General features: G+C 67.0%; 10 protein-coding genes and 1 pseudogene. 6 read left to right on the top strand and 5 right to left on the bottom strand.

What is annotated here, in order from left to right:
• Nucleotides 1–2: 2 nt before the first annotated feature.
• Nucleotides 3–290, bottom strand: a complete 288-nt coding sequence (locus OG618_RS08240; protein WP_329486639.1) for a hypothetical protein — start codon at nucleotides 288–290, stop codon at nucleotides 3–5.
• Nucleotides 290–507, bottom strand: a pseudogene (locus OG618_RS08235) (integrase core domain-containing protein); the annotation flags it as partial. The pseudogene OG618_RS08235 and the gene OG618_RS08240, both read right to left, overlap by 1 nt.
• A 12-nt stretch (nucleotides 508–519) precedes the next feature.
• On the opposite strand from OG618_RS08235, the gene OG618_RS08230 reads away from it, so the two are divergent.
• The 4 genes from OG618_RS08230 to OG618_RS08215 all read left to right on the top strand — a co-directional run bounded on the left by OG618_RS08230 (nucleotide 520) and on the right by OG618_RS08215 (nucleotide 8,773).
• The gene (locus OG618_RS08230; RefSeq protein WP_329486638.1) at nucleotides 520–1,035 is read left to right on the top strand and encodes a hypothetical protein; all 516 of its coding nucleotides are present in this window, start codon (nucleotides 520–522) and stop codon (nucleotides 1,033–1,035) included.
• 444 nt (nucleotides 1,036–1,479) lie between these two features.
• The gene (locus OG618_RS08225) at nucleotides 1,480–2,805 is read left to right on the top strand and encodes a restriction endonuclease-related protein (RefSeq protein WP_329486637.1); all 1,326 of its coding nucleotides are present in this window, start codon (nucleotides 1,480–1,482) and stop codon (nucleotides 2,803–2,805) included.
• Between the two features lie 29 nt (nucleotides 2,806–2,834).
• On the top strand, nucleotides 2,835–6,125 hold the full coding sequence (locus tag OG618_RS08220; RefSeq protein ID WP_329486636.1) for a hypothetical protein: 3,291 nt from the start codon (nucleotides 2,835–2,837) through the stop codon (nucleotides 6,123–6,125).
• A 29-nt stretch (nucleotides 6,126–6,154) separates the two neighbouring features.
• Complete coding sequence (locus OG618_RS08215; RefSeq protein WP_329486635.1) at nucleotides 6,155–8,773, top strand: pPIWI_RE module domain-containing protein; 2,619 nt, start codon at nucleotides 6,155–6,157, stop codon at nucleotides 8,771–8,773.
• 75 nt (nucleotides 8,774–8,848) lie between these two features.
• Here the strand turns inward: OG618_RS08215 and OG618_RS08210 are convergent, their stop codons facing one another.
• Nucleotides 8,849–9,745, bottom strand: coding sequence for a hypothetical protein (locus OG618_RS08210; protein ID WP_329486634.1), 897 nt, complete (start codon nucleotides 9,743–9,745; stop codon nucleotides 8,849–8,851).
• Between the two features lie 593 nt (nucleotides 9,746–10,338).
• On the bottom strand, nucleotides 10,339–11,103 hold the full coding sequence (locus tag OG618_RS08205; protein ID WP_329486633.1) for a hypothetical protein: 765 nt from the start codon (nucleotides 11,101–11,103) through the stop codon (nucleotides 10,339–10,341).
• 383 nt (nucleotides 11,104–11,486) lie between these two features.
• Between OG618_RS08205 and OG618_RS08200 the strand changes: the two genes are divergently transcribed.
• On the top strand, nucleotides 11,487–13,499 hold the full coding sequence (locus tag OG618_RS08200; protein WP_329486632.1) for an ATP-dependent nuclease: 2,013 nt from the start codon (nucleotides 11,487–11,489) through the stop codon (nucleotides 13,497–13,499).
• Nucleotides 13,496–15,355, top strand: coding sequence for an ATP-dependent helicase (locus tag OG618_RS08195; RefSeq protein ID WP_329486631.1), 1,860 nt, complete (start codon nucleotides 13,496–13,498; stop codon nucleotides 15,353–15,355). The genes OG618_RS08200 and OG618_RS08195 overlap by 4 nt, the downstream gene beginning before the upstream one ends.
• A 526-nt stretch (nucleotides 15,356–15,881) precedes the next feature.
• Here the strand turns inward: OG618_RS08195 and rplL are convergent.
• Nucleotides 15,882–16,301, bottom strand: a complete 420-nt coding sequence (gene rplL, locus OG618_RS08190; protein WP_329492041.1) for a 50S ribosomal protein L7/L12 — start codon at nucleotides 16,299–16,301, stop codon at nucleotides 15,882–15,884.
• Nucleotides 16,302–16,511: the final 210 nt, after the last annotated feature.

Here is a 16,511-nt window from a genome sequence, read left to right as displayed (position 1 = left end):
ATTTATGTCGCCCGCTGGACCGCATAGTGAAGTGGCGCGGTGGTGATGGCGTCCGTCCGGGCCTGCCAGTCGTCTCCGGTCTCGTCGCGATAGCTGCAGCTGACGCAGCCGTCCTCGCTGTGGAGATGGCCGGCCGTCAAGGCGTTCACCGCGACGTTGAGGATCGCCGGGTAGAGGTCGCCACCGCTTTCGGCCAACGCGTCGGGCGCGCCAGTGAGCATCAAGGCCAGTTCAGGGTTGTCGCCCGGAGGGAATGGGGCCTGCCCACCGACCAAGTCCGCCGAGTTCACCCTTGGATCCGACGGCAGCCCCACTGCGGATTCTCCCGGGCCAGCCGCAGCGCCAACGCGTTCACCGCGCCCGCGGATAGCGGCCTGCCCTGCCTGGTCCGGCGCTGGCTGTAGTCCCACTTCTGGCGATGAGCCTGCGGTGCCACGCCAGCACGGCCGCAGGCGTCACCGGGAACAGGGTCGGGCCGTGCCGCCTGGCCCGACCCCCAGCCTCGATATCTTGGCCCTTATGGCAGCCACGCACCTGGTCATCATCAGCGACCGAACCGCCCTGAGCTGGGTCCTCGCCGAACAGCGCATGGCCTTCCCCACCGCACGCGCCCAGGTGGCCCGCGCCATTCAAGAGGGTGATGAGGTGCTGCTCTACTCGACACGCCGATGCTTCGGCAGCCCCACCCGGGACCTGGGTCGCATCATCGCCCGCGGATCGGTCACCAGTCAGGTGCGCACCCTCGACGAACCCGTCGTGTTCGGAGAGCGATCGTTCACCGAGGGCTGCGACCTTCGGATTCACGGCCTGGCACCCTTCCGCGAAGGCCTCGTCTTGCGTGACCTGGTCACACGACTCGAAGCCTTCCCTGACCCCAGGTCATGGAGCGCCCGGATGCGACGGCCCTCGCTCGCGCTTTCAACTGCGGACGCGGATCTCCTGCGCCGTAGGCTCGAGCCGGGCTTGAAGCCGTACGTCGAGACGGTTGCTGCCTACCGATGGCCAGCTGGCGATCCGCCTGCGAGATCCCTGTAGACGGGATCGGCTGATTGGGCAGGCAATCGACGCGGCCAATGCCCCGCTTGCGGACTTCGATGAAGCGAGCCGGCTGCGCCTCCGGCTTGGTGAGGATCCGCTGCCTGCCGACCAGCGGATCCAGCGGATGGAATGCCTGGCGCTCGCCCGGCGGAAGGCTCAAGAGAGTGCAACGGTGGTCAGCCACGTGCGGAGACACTGATCCTGCAGGTGTAGTCCCGGCGTGCGCGGCGGCCGAACGCTGCCCTTCCATGCCCTGCGAGGACTCCGGTTCTCCCAGGCCGCGGAAAGGCCGCGGCGCGACCAGAGATGACGAGCGTTGTGGTGGGCCAGCGCCAGATCAACGGTTCAGGCACTCTCTCGGATCGAGCCGTTTCATGGCGCGCAAGTGGGGCCGCCGGATGGTACGAGTGCCTCGCCCAGGCCGTCAATACGCTCCGTGAGATGTCGGAGACGTACTGTATAGGTATCGGCATGGACACCCGCCGGACGGCCGCCCTTCCAGCTCCCAGCGAGCCGTCGCCCCGCCACGTCAAGCTGGGGGCGTCAAAACCCGATGATCCGTCCGAACTGATGGCCCGTGATCGATCACCGGGACATCCTGGCGCTGCTCAGAAGGATGGGCAGGACGACTACCTGACAGTGGAATTGCTGTGCGCCGCGCTGGCACGGATCCGGCTGGACCGGCAGCAGGAAGGCCACGGGCATTGGCGGTCCGGTGATCAGGGAACGCTGCCACGGGCGTGGCGTGATGCGCGGGGACGCTTGTGGTGGAAGGCCCAGGCCCTGGGGCTGAACTGGCCCACGAACGACCTGGATCTGTTCGGTTGGTGCCGGCGGCCGATGGCCGCTTGGCCCGTGCCGCTCGCTCTCGCCGACGCCGACCTCGAGGTGACGCTGCTGGACGGGGATGAACTGTCGGAGTTCGCCGAGCAGGCAGCCGATCTGGTACGGCACGCCGATGTCGAGGCGGAGCTCGTACAGAACCAGACCTTCGACGCGTTGCTGCTCTGCGCGCGGATGAACGGCACCGACGAGGAGGCAGTCCAGCGACTCTACGCGCGCCTGCGGCGCCTGCTGATCGACCATGCGGTGCTCGGCGACCGACAGGTCCAGGCACTGGCGTACGAACTCCCGAAGGCCGACTCGGACAGCGACACGTTCTTTGCGAAGTTCGTTCGGACCGGTTACGTCTTCCGTTCAGTGCCAGTCCCGGGAAAGGCCCGGTTGAGGCGATGCGGCGACTGCCGCAACCTGCTCGACGAGGGCACGAGCCGGTGTGGGACACCCGGATGCACCGGAGAGGCCGAGATGCACGAGGTGGTTTGCCTGGGCGGGTACTGGGTCCAGCACCGTGCGACCCGCCAGTTCTTCCACGATCCGGGGTTGCTGGAGGGCCGGTTGCTGGACCGGCTTGCCGAGCTTCCTTCGGGACGCGTGCGGCTCGAGCCATGGCCGTGTCTGGACGCCTGGGACGCGGCAGTGACGTTTGAGCCGCTGGAGCCGAGCGGGGAGACGGAGTGCTGGGCAGTCGACGCGAAGGACTGCTCCAGCCCGGCTCTTCTCGCCCGCGGTTTTCGTATCGATGCGCGGGTGCGGGCCCAGCGGCGCATCATCGTCCTCCCGATGCACCGCGTGCGGACTCCCGGCTACCGGGCAGATCTGGAGCGTGAGTTGCAGGGCCGCGTCGCCGGGATCGAGGTTCTCGATGAGCAGACGTTTCTGCGCCAAGCCGCCCGCCGTGCGGGCGGAAGCGGGGCCGCACGGTGAGGGACAGCATCTCGTGGAGCAAGCGCCTCGTGGCCGAGCTGAACGACGAGTGCGTGCGGCCGCTGCTCGGTCCGCTCAAGCCGCGCGAGCTCTGCGCTCTTGAACTCGGACTGTCCTTCCTGGCCGACCATCTGCCCGGTGAGGGCACCGGCGCGCTGTGGCCCGTGCTCGCCGGGTACATGCGCATCGATCCCGAGCTGGACCCGCAAATCCGCACACTGCGGGAGCTGATGGGACCTATGGCCAAGAGCGGCACCCTGCGCGAGAAGCTGGACCATTATGTGAAGTTGCCGGCCCAGGTGCGGGGCTTCGAGCCGGGCGAGATGCGCGGGCACAGGGCAGAGCCCTCGACCGTGTTCACCCGGCGCGGCACCCCGTACGGCGCGGCCCGCCATGACCTCTACCGGCAGGCCCTGCAGAAATCCGTGCCCTACAAAACGCGCCGGACATTCCAACCGGTGCCGCCAGGGTCCACCTGCTCCTTCGAGCGTGCCGATGGCAGTCGTGAGCAGATTCGCATCCCCGATACCTTCGTGGCGGCCCAGCCCCTGCCCATGCTGCCAGCCACCAGCTGCCGTACCAGGACGCCGATCCCCCTCACCAAGGGGGACCTTCGCCGGGCCGCCGCAGAGATGGACGAGATCCTGGCCGGCCATCCGGAAGTCGAGAACCGCGACTTTAAGACGCGTCTGAAACGGATCGAAGCGCTCGTGACCGACAGGTCCACAGGCCGCCTGCGCGATCTGCGAGATGACGATGAACAGGTCTCTGTCGTCGGCCTGTGGCACGTGGTCGGGCTGATGAACAGCGGCAAGTCCACCCTGCTGGACCTGATCGCATTCATCGTCGCCCGCCGCGGAGGCAAGGTCGGATTCGTCCTCGCCTCGGGCAGCGACGTCTACGCCAAGGTCAGCTTCCTGCAGACCCTGGGCATCGGCACAGTTCCGATCTTCGGCCGCACCCGAGAGGGCCTCCACAAGGACCGCTACTGGCGCTCGCTCCTGTACGACGGCAACACCACCTTCCCCACTGGCCCCGACCCCGCCGCCGAGTTCGCCGACGACCAGTGCTACCTGGAGGAACTGCGGCTGACCAGCAGGACCGATCGGGAAACACTGCCAAGAGAGGAACGGCCCTGCACGGGCATGCTCACGGTGGTCGGCCAGAAAGGGCGCGGGGACTGCCCGATCCTCCCGGTCTGTCCGGCCCATGCGACCGCACGCAAGGTGGCCGAAGCACAGGTCTGGGTCACCACCGCGGCCGGCCTCGCCTCCACCATGATGCCCCAGTCGCAGATCGATGTCCGCGTCGCTGAAGCAGCCCAACACCACCTCGATGTGCTGCTGGTGGACGAGGCGGACACCGTGCAGCAACAGTTCGACGACCGCTTCCTGCTGAACGAGATCCTTTCCCAACCAGGCAGGGGCTGGAGCCACCGGGTCGGGGACCGGATCGGCCAGCGCTTGGAGCACTCCTGGTTCCTCGACCTGCTCGACCCGGAAGTAAGAGCCGGCGACAGATACTTCCGTCGCCACGACCAGGCCCTGACTGAGCTCTACCAGCTGATGATCGACCCGAGCGCGGACGAGCTACGCACCGTCATTGCCGAGGGTCCGTTCACCGGCTACAGCCTCCTGAGGCGCCTTGCGCGCAACCTGCATGGCCTCGGTGAGCGCAACGACTTCGCCCACAACGCGGACATGGAGGAGGCGGCCGACCTGTTCTTCGACGAACACTTCGAGCCGCTGGTCACCGCCCCGTTCCAGGCCCCGCCCGAGAACTGGGCCGAGCTGATCGAAGCCATGACCGCGACCCACGACACCCTCGTGTCCGCCCAGGACGCTGCCGAGGCGTGGATCAAGGAGCACCAGCCGTCCCTCGGTGAAGATGCGGCCGTTCGCGGCACATCTGCCGAACTCGGGCAGATCCTGCAGACCGGCCTGTGGGCGGCCCGCATCACGACCTCGTTCTTCGAGGTTGCCCAGCGTCTGCCCGCTATCACCAAGTCACTCACCGGAGATGGCGATGACTTCTGGAGCCGCCAGCCACCCCGCGACCTGATGTCCTTCGTCCCTGAGCAGGCCGCAGGGAACCTGATGGCCCTTCAGTGGCAGCCCAACCCGGGCGGCGATAGTGGCTCCTTCAGCATCCTGTGGCTGCGCGGCGTTGGCCGCTGGCTTCTTTATCACCTGCACGACCTCCTCGCCAGCGAAGGCATCGAAGGCCCGAATGTGATCCTGGCGTCCGCCACCAGCTGGATGCCCGCCTCTCCGCGCTTCCACCTCGACGCCACCCCCGACCTGGTCCTGCGCGAGCCGGCCCGAGCCCGAGCGGCGCTGCTGGAAAGCCACATGTTCTTCCGGCCGCCCCGCTACCGCGACGGCCGGCCAGTCTTCATCTCAGGCACCGGCGGCAACCCCGCCTTGCACACCTTCGCCCTCAGCACGGCCGCCGACTGGATCTGCAACCCCCCACCCGGGGCCACGGAGTCACTCCTGCAACGGGCACGCCAACGTCTCGCCGCCGACCGCCAGCAGGTGCTGTTCACCGTCCAGAGCACCAGTGACGCCCAGACCGTCGCGGACTACATCAACCACAAGACCCCGTACACAGCCCTGCACGTCATCCGCGACGACGACCCCCCGAGCCGGCACAGCATCCCCCGGCGACGCCTGGCCTCCTTCGCCACCTCCGGCGCCGACATCCTCGTAGCCGCTGAAGGCGCCATCCAACGGGGCCACAACATCCTCAACGCCCGCGGCGTCGCCGCCCTGGGCGCCGTGTTCTACCTGGCACGCATCCACCCGCCCGCCGACGACGCCACCTTCCCCCTCTCCCTGCTCAGCCGCGAGGCCATGCGTCGCCTCCGTCACCCCATCGACCTCACCGCCCCCGACCACACTGACCCGGTCGACCTCGCCCGCATCCTGCGCCACACCGAACGACGCCGCTGGCAGCGACGGGTCGGTGAACCCGTCCTATTCAGTCGCCTCACCGACCCGGTCGAACACGCCGCATTCGTCGGCAACTTCCTCGTCCCGCTCCACCAGACCATCGGGCGCGGCATCCGCGGCAACGAGAAGATCCTCGTCTACCTCTGCGACGCGGCGTTCGCACCCCGCACCGCAAACCTCGACGACACCACCGCTGACACTCCGCGCACCAGCGTCATCGTCGCCGCCCAACAGCTCCTGCACGGCTGGCTCACAGAGCAAGGCCCAACCGCCACCGCGACCGAACGCCTCGACCACGCACTCGCCCAGGCCTGCTGGGGCCTGGCCTCCCACCTCCTCGACACCATCGACTGGGGCCACCGCTAATGCCCGTCTACCGCCACACCCAGGCCACCGTGCTCACCTTCACTAAGGGCGCCACCTGGCCCTGCACCGGCTACCGCACCACCTGCCCGCCAGCCATGCTCACCCTCCTCGAGAACGCCTGGCACAGCCGCCCCAGCCGCCGACCCCGCAATGGACCCGACCAGCTGCCCACCCGCTCGCTCGAGGACCTGCTCACCCTCATCGACCCGGACATCACCGCCGTCCACTGGAACCCCCGCGACCCCGCCTGGATCCGCGCCCGCACCGAAGTCGACCCCGACCTCCTGCTGATCGCACTCTCCGCCTGGGCCTCCTCCCGCGTCGCACCCCACCTCCCCGACACCGACTGGTACACCCTCCTCGAAAACGCCGGCCAGTTCGACTGGGCCGCAGACGACCTCGACCTCGCCGACCACGGACTCCACCCCAACGGCACCGCCAACCCCCAAAATCACGTCTTCGACCTCCTCCCCAGCCTCGCCGCCGAGCACGTGACCACCACCGGCCTGCAACTCCTAGGCCACCAAAGGGACCTCCGACTCGGCCCCACCCGCGCCGACGGCCGCCGCACCCTCCACCTCGGCACACCCGAGACACTCATCGACGACGATGGCGCAGCCGGTGCAAGCGTGGACGTGCTGACCTTCCACCTTGAAAAAGTGCCTGGCGTCTCAGAGATCCACCTGCACGTCAACCTCAGCATGACCCGGCTCGCCACCCACCCGGTCGACTACATCCCCCGACGCGGATACGGCGACCCCACCATCAGTGTCCTGCTGTCCGCCAAAGACGGGTTCGTCCACGGTCACGAGCGCCCGATGCTCCTCCAAAGCGCGGTCACCATCCGCTCCCGAGGCGACCGAAGCGAATGGTCCTGGCAGCCCGGGGCCGCCGAGATCCTCGCCCGCCTCACCCGCCACCAGCCACCCAGCCTCGAACAACTGCGCACCGCCCCTGGAGACGCAGCCGGCCAGCCCTTTGCCGCACACATCGTCCACAGCACCGGCATGACCTACCGATACCCGGACTCCGCTGACAGTCCTCCGGCTCGCGCCACCCACGAGCACCCCGTCGGCACCGGCTACCAGCCCCGCGACCATATGGAAATCCTCACCCAGGTCGCCCAACAGCTTGAGGACAAGGGCCTGCGGCCCCTCACCCCGAACCGCAAGGCGGCGACGCGCTCGAAGGCCCGCCTGCCGCTCGAACTTCCCATCACCCCCACCTACTCGCTCGAAGCCTGGGCAACCTCGGACCGAACCTGGGACGCCCTGTTGACCGCAGCTGCCACCAAGCTCGGCCTCACACCCACCGAACCCACCACCAGCACCGCCGCGCACCTCACCGGGCCGATCAACCTCACCCTCCACCGCCGTGACCCGGGTAGCCTGACTGCTGGCCTTCCTCGCTCCACCGACACCGACCCCGCAGCCCGCCGAGTCGCCTACGAGAAAAGCGAAGCCGAACGTGCGGCCCAGCTCGCCGAAGCCTTTCCCCGGCTGAGCGAACCGATCGCCTGCATCGTCGAAATGGAAGGTCCGGCCTACTTCTCCCGCACTCGCCAGCGCGACCCCAAGCCGTTCTTCAAAAAGGTCCTGCCCACCCTGCGCCGCAACGTGCAATGCCTGCGCCCCGTCGCCCCGGCCAACCCCAACCCCACCAAGGCAGCCCTCGCCAAGCGCTTCCCTGGAACCGATTTCTCCACCACCGACATCGAACGGGCAGCCTCCGCCCTCAACGACGCGCTGCGCCAGGCCGGACACCTGCCCAAGCTCCCCCTCCCACGCGGGATCGAGGGACCGTTCGAGCTCATCACGCTCTGGCTTGCTCCCGCTGGCGAGCGGATCGTCCCTATCCTGATCCGCCAGCACACCGACGCACCGCCTTCCGCGCAGCTCATGCCCACCCCCAGTCACCCGACTGAAGAACCGATGCCACTGACTGCGCTGCCAGAGGCACTGGTCGCCGGCCGCGGCCGCATCTCCCTCCGTAGTTCCCGCGCGGCACTTGCCGACTTCATCACCCAGGCGCTTGCCCTCGACTCAACGGCCAACCGACTCCTGCTTGTGCGCCGCGCGCGCCTGAGTGAACACGGCGTGTGGCCCTGGCTGCAGGACAGCCGAATCACCTTCGACGAACTCGTCCTGCCCGGGATCGACATGAAGGATCCCGAGGTGACTCCTACTGCCCGAAAGCCTGGAGATCACCCCGGCCTGCGGGTCATCAGGCTGCGCGAAGCCAGCGACCGCGAGGCGGTCCCCCGAGCCTTCGGCGTCACCTGGGAGATGGCGGCCGGCCAGGACGACGAGAGCGGCGAGCCAACTCAGGTAGCCCGGTACGGTCGATTCTCCGGCATCGTGGAGATCGCCGAGCGCGCCTTCTGGGGCGTCAACCCGCGCTCCGACCAGAACCAAACCTCGCTCGCCATCACCAAGCTCGACCCCGCCCAGACATTGAACCGGACCCGAACCTGCTCCAACCCGGCCTCCCTGGAAATCATCCCGGCCTTCCTGCAGGAGGGCGACGACCCCGCCGACTGGGCCATGTACGCCCATGCCCAACGACGCCTCCACGCCCACACCACCATCGCGACAACGTGGCCCGCCGTCGTCCACCTCGCATCGCTGATGGACGAGTACATCGTGTAGAGAGGCAGCGCCCGGCTCTCCGAGGGCCGGCCCTCGGAGAGCCGGGCGCTGCCTGCCAGACCCTCGAGCCGTCGGTTAAAGCTGGACCAGGACGAGGCCAGCGGCGTACTGGGCAACGCTGCTGGGCACGGCGCCGGCCAGGGCGGGCTCGACGTAGTCGGGCAGCTCGGAGCGTAGGCCACGGTGGATATGGCGGATGGAGGTGGAGCGGGTGAAGTCGAGACGGGACGGCAGCTGCCAGGGACTCATATAGGCGAGGCGGTCCTTGGGCATGCTGTCGCTGGTCTGGTAGCAGCGCATAGCGTCGTAGAGCATCTTCGCGACCTTGCGGGCGCCAGTCTGGTCCTCCACCAAGAAGGGCCGCAGATCGCGACGAATTCCCTGCAGGTCGAGGTCCGTATAGGTGATGGTCTGCGGGTCGGGCCCAGGATCCGTCAGGCGGACCAGGGGGAGGGCTTGATGGAAGACGTCGGCACCATCGACACCGCCAACAGGCAGCCGCGCCATCAGAGACCGTCCCACCTGGTGGCGGTTGTCATGCAGGACCGGCAATGCGGGGAGAAGGGTAACTGCGGCGCCTTCGCGCCGGTTGCACGGGGCGTCCTGATGGCCGAACGAGCAGACGAGGTCGTGGCGGTAGGCGGCGTCCCCGGCGTAGAGACTGACGGCGGCGGGGACCTGGAGCTGGTCGGCCGCGGCGAGAAGCCGGGTCAGCTGCTTGTCGAGCTTGCTCGGGTCGTCTGACCCGACCCGCCATGAGTTCGCTCGCTTCTTGAGGCTCTTGGCTTGGATTAGGCATCCGAAGGATTGGCCGTCGGGATCGGACCACCACCAGAGATAGTCGGCGCCGATCCGTGTTTCCTGAGGGCGGTTGAATTTCACGTACCGCACCTCTGGGAACATCTGCTCGCACAACTCATGGGTGACATGTTCCTCTTCCCAGAAGTGACCGTGTGCGATCTGCGTGGCCATCTTGTTCTCAGCGTGGATGGTTCCCCGGAGGAACGCGGGGTGGGCGGCTGGCACGTGGCCGGCTGCATGGGGAGTTCTCATCGTTGCAGGTCTCCAGAAAGCGGTCTAGGCCGAAGCCTCTATGATGATCTATCAGCTCGATGGGCTGGCGACAGATCGGCCGACTTGCAGTGGCGGGTCAGCCGGGCACGGCTGTGACCTCCTGCGCGGCGGTCCGGGCGGTACGGCAGACGCCGATGAGGGCGACGTAGGTGCCGATGGCTGGTCAGGGTGGTGCGCTCAAGGACCGGGGCTTTGGCGTAGGCCAGGCGGTGAGGGAATCGGCGACGGTCTGGTTCGGATCGGTGGTGAAGAATCCGTTGTGGCGCTCGAGCAGGGCGGCGCGGGGCGGCCCGGGCCGGGTCCTCTGTGGGGAAGCCATCGCAGCGCACGATGTGGCGGCCGGGGGTTTGGGCGGGCAGGCCGACCGCGACAGTCCATATCGCTGTCCACTGTCCCGCGGAGCTCCTCATGGGTGGACGCTGGCGTCGCCGCGTTTCGCCCACGGCTTAGCAGCTGCACCTCGGTGCGAATTGGGTATCGCCTCGTAGGGCTTACCGTGAGCCAAGATGCGGGCGGACGCTCCCCATCCGGCGGGCCACGCCGTCCAGTTCGCTCCAGAGACGCTGTCCCGTCCTGAGGAGCGTCCATCCATACATCTGGTGTGGCATCAGCTCACCTATGTTGAGCTGCCCCATGATGTGAGCCATGAACGCGGCTTTGTCGAGCCACGCCTTCCTGGAACGGTCGTCGGCGCTTTTGAAGCCTTCAGCCTTAGCTCCGGCTTCGATCGTTTCCAGCCGCCTGTGCTCCTGCCGCTGCCGGGCGCGGGCCTCGGCATTGATCTGTTCCTCGGTTGGTTCCGGCCTCCCCCCGATGCTCCAGAGCGTGGCGGCAAGGCGCCGCTGGTACTCGAAGGTGTTCGTGGTGGCAAGGCGCTCATGATGGTCGCTCAGGGCGGCCATCAGGGAGTTGAACGGTGAAGGGCAGAGGAAGACCGCTAGCCGGCCATACTCCTCGAAGGTGCAGTGTGAGTAGTCCACTGCCTGGGCTATCCACTCCGCGAAGGTCCTGGTTTCGAAATCGTCGGGTGGGAGCTTGAACTCGATCCCGAACGTCGGGTTCTCGTCGAACCAGGGTTCCGGATCGTGGGGACGTAATACGGCGTCGATGCGAACCTTCTCGCCGGTCCAGTATCTCCCAGGTACCTCTGTGTCGATGTGGAAGTGCGGTTCGAGCATGCTGAGAACGCTCTCGGCAAGCTCCTTCTCGTTGGCGTAGAGCCCCGGCGGCACAGGAACGAGATAGCCGTAGTTCACAGAGCCAGCGTGACACGCGACTCTGACAGTCCGGGGCTGGTTCGAACAAGCTGCGGTGGATGTCGCACCAATGCGAAAGATTCGGATAAATGGGTTACTTCCGGACAGGTTGGCCTCACCCAGGTGTAGGGGGCGAGGCCAACCGTTGCTCATGCCGGTGCTGATCGTCAGCTCGGCAAGGTCGGCGAAGAGCAGGTTGGCGACTTTGGAAGGATTGGGAAGCGGGCGTGGAGGTGGGCGTCAATCCCCATAGGGCGGACGGTTTTACCTACCAGATGACTTGGTCGACGGCAACGTGCCCAGGGCGAGTGGGTAGTCTCTAGCGGCAAGGGTGGCGCGCGCGGGCAGCGCGTGTGTGGGGACGGTTCTAGGAGTGGGACTGCATGCGGTTGTCGAGGGTGCGAATCAAGAATTTCCGGAACTTCCGCGATCTCCTGATCGAACCGTTCCCTACCCCCGCCGTCATCCTTGGGCTCAACGGGGTCGGCAAGAGCAACCTTCTTCACGCCCTTCGATTGGTCCTGGATCCGGAGCTTTCCAGCCGCGCGCGCCGGCTCCAGGCGGACGACATCCATGACGGCGCTGCGGCCGACTCGAACCCAACCGTCACTATCGAGGTCGACCTGACGGACTTCGACGATGACGCGGACGCGCAAGGGACCTTCGATGGCAGCCTTGTCAGCCGTGACGGGGAGCCTCGCGTCGCGCGGCTGACTTATACCTTCGGACCCAAGGTGGAAGCTGGCACGCTCGGCCGGGCCCTGACCATCGACGACTACGCGTACGACATCTACGGCGGGAACGATCCGACGCAACCCATGCGGCACGCGATGGACCACGTCCCGCTGACCGTCCTCCACGCACTGCGCGATGCCGAGGGCGATTTCCGGCGTGCCGACCGCAGCCCACTGACAAGGCTGCTGCGGGATACGCCGCCGGCGGAGCAGAGCATCCAGAACACCTTGGCCGCCCTCAAAGCCGCCCGGAGCCAACTCAACAACGACGATAACGTGAAGAAGCTCGTCGCCGATCTCACACGACGGCTGGAGCTGCTTGCGGGGTCCCAGCTCGCCCTGGTGCCCTCCCTAGACTTCGCCGGCCGGGAGGAGGACCTCATCCGCAGCGTCCAGCTGCTGACCGACGCCGCCGCCACACGCGGTATTGACTGCGCCTCGACCGGAACCGCGAACGTGGTCTACCTGGCGCTCCTCCTGGAGCACTTGCGCTTCCGCCGTTCGGTGACGGACGGGGAAGACACGATCCTGGCTGTCGAGGAACCCGAGGCGCACCTTCACCCAAGCCTGCAGCGCAAGGTCTTCGCACACCTACTTCGCGAACCCACTCCTCTCCTGCTGACGACTCACAGCCCGCACATCGCCGCCGTCACCCCGCTGTCGAGTATCGTGCTGGCCGACTTCCGCAACGGCCACACGACGGCCACCGTCGTACCCCCCGGCGTCATCGGCGCCGCGGATGCTGTGGACCTTGAGCGCTATCTCAACGTCACCCGTGCGGAGATCCTCTTCGCCCGCGAGGTGATCTTCGTGGAGGGAGCCGCCGACGCCTACCTGCTGCCGGCGCTCGCGAAAGCCGCAGGATTCGACTTCGACGACCACGGAATCGTCGTCTCCAGCGTCGAGGGAACCGACTTCGCCCCCTACGCGAAGCTTCTCGGTCCGCAGGCGCTCAACCGGCCGCACTGGATTCTCACCGACGGCGATGCTGCCAACGCGACCCCGACAGACAAGGGAACCGAGAGAACCTGGCTCAAGGAGCCGGGCCTGTGGCGTGCCCAGCAGCTCGCTGAACTGGCCGACCGCACGCAACTCGCAAGCAGGCTGAAGGACGGAATCGACTCCATCACCAAGGCCGACCTCCCGGCAACGGGCATGCGGCCCGGCCGCTCACGGCAGGTCGTGAGGGCGCGAAGCGCGCGCATCTACGTGGGACAGCACACCCTGGAGGTCGACATTGCCAACCTCCTCAGCGAAGAACTGATAGCCACGTACAACGACTTCAAGTCCCGGCCCAGCAGCCGGGCGGCCTTCAAGACGTTGCTCGAACCCGTGGAGGCCGGCACGGCCGCAGCGGACGAGCGAGCCGACTACATCGCCGAGATCGAGAAGATTGGGAAGGGGCGGTTCAGCCAGCGACTCGCCGGCCACGTGGCGGGCATGGACCTACGCACCAGGTTGGCCGAGTTCTACTCCGACAAGTCCGACGACGCCTTCTCCCAGACCGAACTCAGAAGCATCCCCGGAGCTGGAACGATCCTGACCCTGCTGGAAAACCTCAGCCAGGCCGTCCGAGGAACACCCCTGCTGCCCGCTCGCCCCCGCACACCGACACCCGATGAGGAAACTGGCCCAGCCGCGAACTCTGGAAGCCCGGCATGACCACCACGTCAACCACACCGCTACCACTGCCGCCGGTCCTGGCTGCCGAGATCAAGGAACTCGACCCGCAGCAACGTGAAGCGGCGACCCACGCCGGTAACGTGATCGTGATCGCCGGACCGGGAGCGGGGAAGACCCGGACCCTGGTGGCCCGAGTCGGCGTCCTTCTCACAACCACCAGCTCCCGACGGGGCGTTGCGGCTCTGACCTACACCGAAGCCGCAGCCGATGAGATGACCACAAGACTGCACGGGCTCGGGATCCGCCCTGGACGGCGTCTCACCAGCGCAACCGTTCATTCCTTCTGCCTCAACAGCGTTCTCAGGCCGTACGCGCACCTGATCGACGAAGGCTTCGATCGGGAAACCACCCGTGTTCCCGAAGCCGCGACCTGCAAGAAACTGATGGACCAGGCTGCTCACGAGTCCGGCCTGGGCACTCCGACCTCGCGGGACAGAACCACTCTCAACCGCCTCCGTAGAGATCTCTACGCGGGGGAGTCCACCACGAGCTATGACCTGACCTACAAGCGCACCGTCAACCGGTACGAAGAACTCCTGCGAGAGAACGACCTCATTGACTTCGAAGCGATGACAGGCCGCGCCGTCGCACTACTACGCCGCAGCAGGACTGCCAGAGAGCAACTCGTCGCCCGCTATCCGCACATCGTGGTCGACGAGTACCAGGACCTCGGCCCCGTCCTTCATGCGCTCGTCGAGGTCCTACTCGATGCCGGTGCCACGGTCACAGCCGTCGGCGACCCCGACCAGATCCTGTTTGCATACCAGGGTGCTCACGTCCGGTACCTGCGGCGGCTGTACGAACGAGGATTCCACCCGATCCAGCTCACCTTGAACTACCGCAGCGGAAGCAGCCTCGTCGCTGCCGGGCGCGCCGTTCTCGGTCGAGACCGCGGATACAAGGCGAACCCGACACGGACGGACGCAGGCACGGTCACAGTCAGGCACGTTGGCGGCGGCCTCGACGAACATGCGGCACTCGCCGTCGAGATCGTCGGCGCCCGGCTCCGCGAGCCAGGAGTCACCCCGGAGAGCATCGCGATCCTGTACCGGGCGCAAGGAGCAGTACTTGATGCGCTTTCCCAACAGCTGGACGCCGCAGGAGTGCCGTACGACCGGGAGAAGCATCGCCGCCGCCCGGAGGGCCCGCTCGCCGATCTTGTGGCCAGGTGCGCCGCAAGGGCTTTGGCCGGCCCCGTGAGCGCAGGCAACCCCCGAAGCACGGGAAGGGTCCCTGCTCTGCCTCTGCGAGACCTTGCCTCCATCTGGAAGCGACAGCTCCAAGTGGCAGGCATCGCCCATCCCGACGACACACGTCGCGCGCTCGCACGGCAGCTCGCGGAACTTTTGGACGCGCAGCAGCGGCCCGCACCGGTAGACGACGCGCGGGCTTTCCTGGAGGCGCTTCGACCGGGCATGGACCTTGGAACGTTGGCCAAGGCCAGCCGGGACCCGCGCGATCATGACACCGCTGAGAGGCTGCAGGACTTGGAATCCTCGCCGATCACCATGGCTGAGCTTGCTGGCGGCCAAATGCCGGGTCATATCGCTCTGACCACCTACCACAGTGCCAAAGGCCGCGAATTCTCGATTGTGCTCCTTCCCGGTCTCGTTGAAGAACTGGTGCCCTCCTACTTCCCAGGTCGGCCGCCCGGACCTTCACAGGTGGCAGAGGCGCGCCGCGAGTTCTACGTCGCCATCACCCGTGCCAAGAACGAGGCGATCCTTATCGCCGGCGACCGATACAAGCGGCCAGCCAACAGGTACTACCCGGCGGAGGACCGTGCTCCCGGGCCTACGAGATTCGTTGCCGAAATCGAGAGCCAACTGGTCTGAGGCGTTAGGCGCGGCGTATGGCCTCGGCGTAGGGCACACCCCTTGGCCGGGACGCCGTCTGGAGCGCTGGCTGCCCCGCCCAGCGCGGATAGATCTCTTCGACTTGCACACATCCGGATTCGCCGCCGAGATGCGCCGTCCCTGCGAGGGATCACGCAGCAAACAAGGAGGGCCACATCATCGCCATCACTGCCGACGCCCGCCGCTCAGACCGGTGCGATGGGTGGGAAGTGCTTGGCGCGGAAATCAGCGAGGGTCTGCTCCACACCGGCGATGGTCAGCCGCCAGAACTCCCATCCGTCGATCTTGTTGCTGCCGGTCGCGACCCTGGCCGCGGTGGTCGGGGTACGCCAGGGAAGCCCGATGTCACGGCTCTACCTGTGGCCGCCACAGCCTGCGCGCACCACTCCACCACCTCGGTCAACGCGCCAGTCTGCTAAGGCAGCAGGGGAATTTCACGCGTTACCTACTCTCCGACCAGCGCGACCTGGCGGTCGAGCTGCGCCACCAGTCGACGACGGTACCGTTACCTGACCTCGACGGAGGCGCCAGCCCGTTCGAGCTGGGACTTGGCCCGCTCGGCGGTCTCCCTGCTGACTTTCGACAGGAGCGGTCGCGGAGTGCTGTCGACGAGGTCCTTGGCCTCGCTCAGCCCGAGGTTGGTCAGCGCGCGTACCTCTCGGATGACCCGCAGCTTCTGGTTGCCGGCGTCTTGTAGGACGACGTCGAATTCGTCTTGCTGCTCGATCGCGGGAGCGCTCTCGCCGCTAGCAGAGACCACGGTCGGGGCGCCAGCCGATACGACGTCGAACCGAGCCTCGAAGGCCCGGACGAAATCAGCGAGGTCGATCAACGACATCTCCTCGATGGAGTGCAGCAACTCCTCGTTGCGGCGTGCGCGCGCCGCTGCCCCGGTCGACGACCAGGCTCTTGGCTCCGCGTGCAGGCCCAGCTCCTGCACGGTGTCGAGGCAGGCGGTGTCGAGCGGTTCCAGGAAGCCCGGCCGCTTGTCGATGGTGAGCTGGAGTCGCCAGAGAACGCCCTGCAACCGGAGCCCGCGCCCGGCGCCGAAGGCCCGGAGCCTGCTCGTCGGCTGAGTTCGATAGCCGTCTTCGATGCGGCGGACAAGGTCGTGTAAGGCCCGGGGGGAGATGAG

Source organism: Kitasatospora sp. NBC_01246 (genome assembly GCF_036226505.1).
In the GTDB taxonomy this organism is placed as follows: Bacteria; Actinomycetota; Actinomycetes; order Streptomycetales; family Streptomycetaceae; genus Kitasatospora.
Note: the sequence above shows the minus strand (reverse complement) of the source record. Positions and strands in the feature narration are given on the sequence as shown.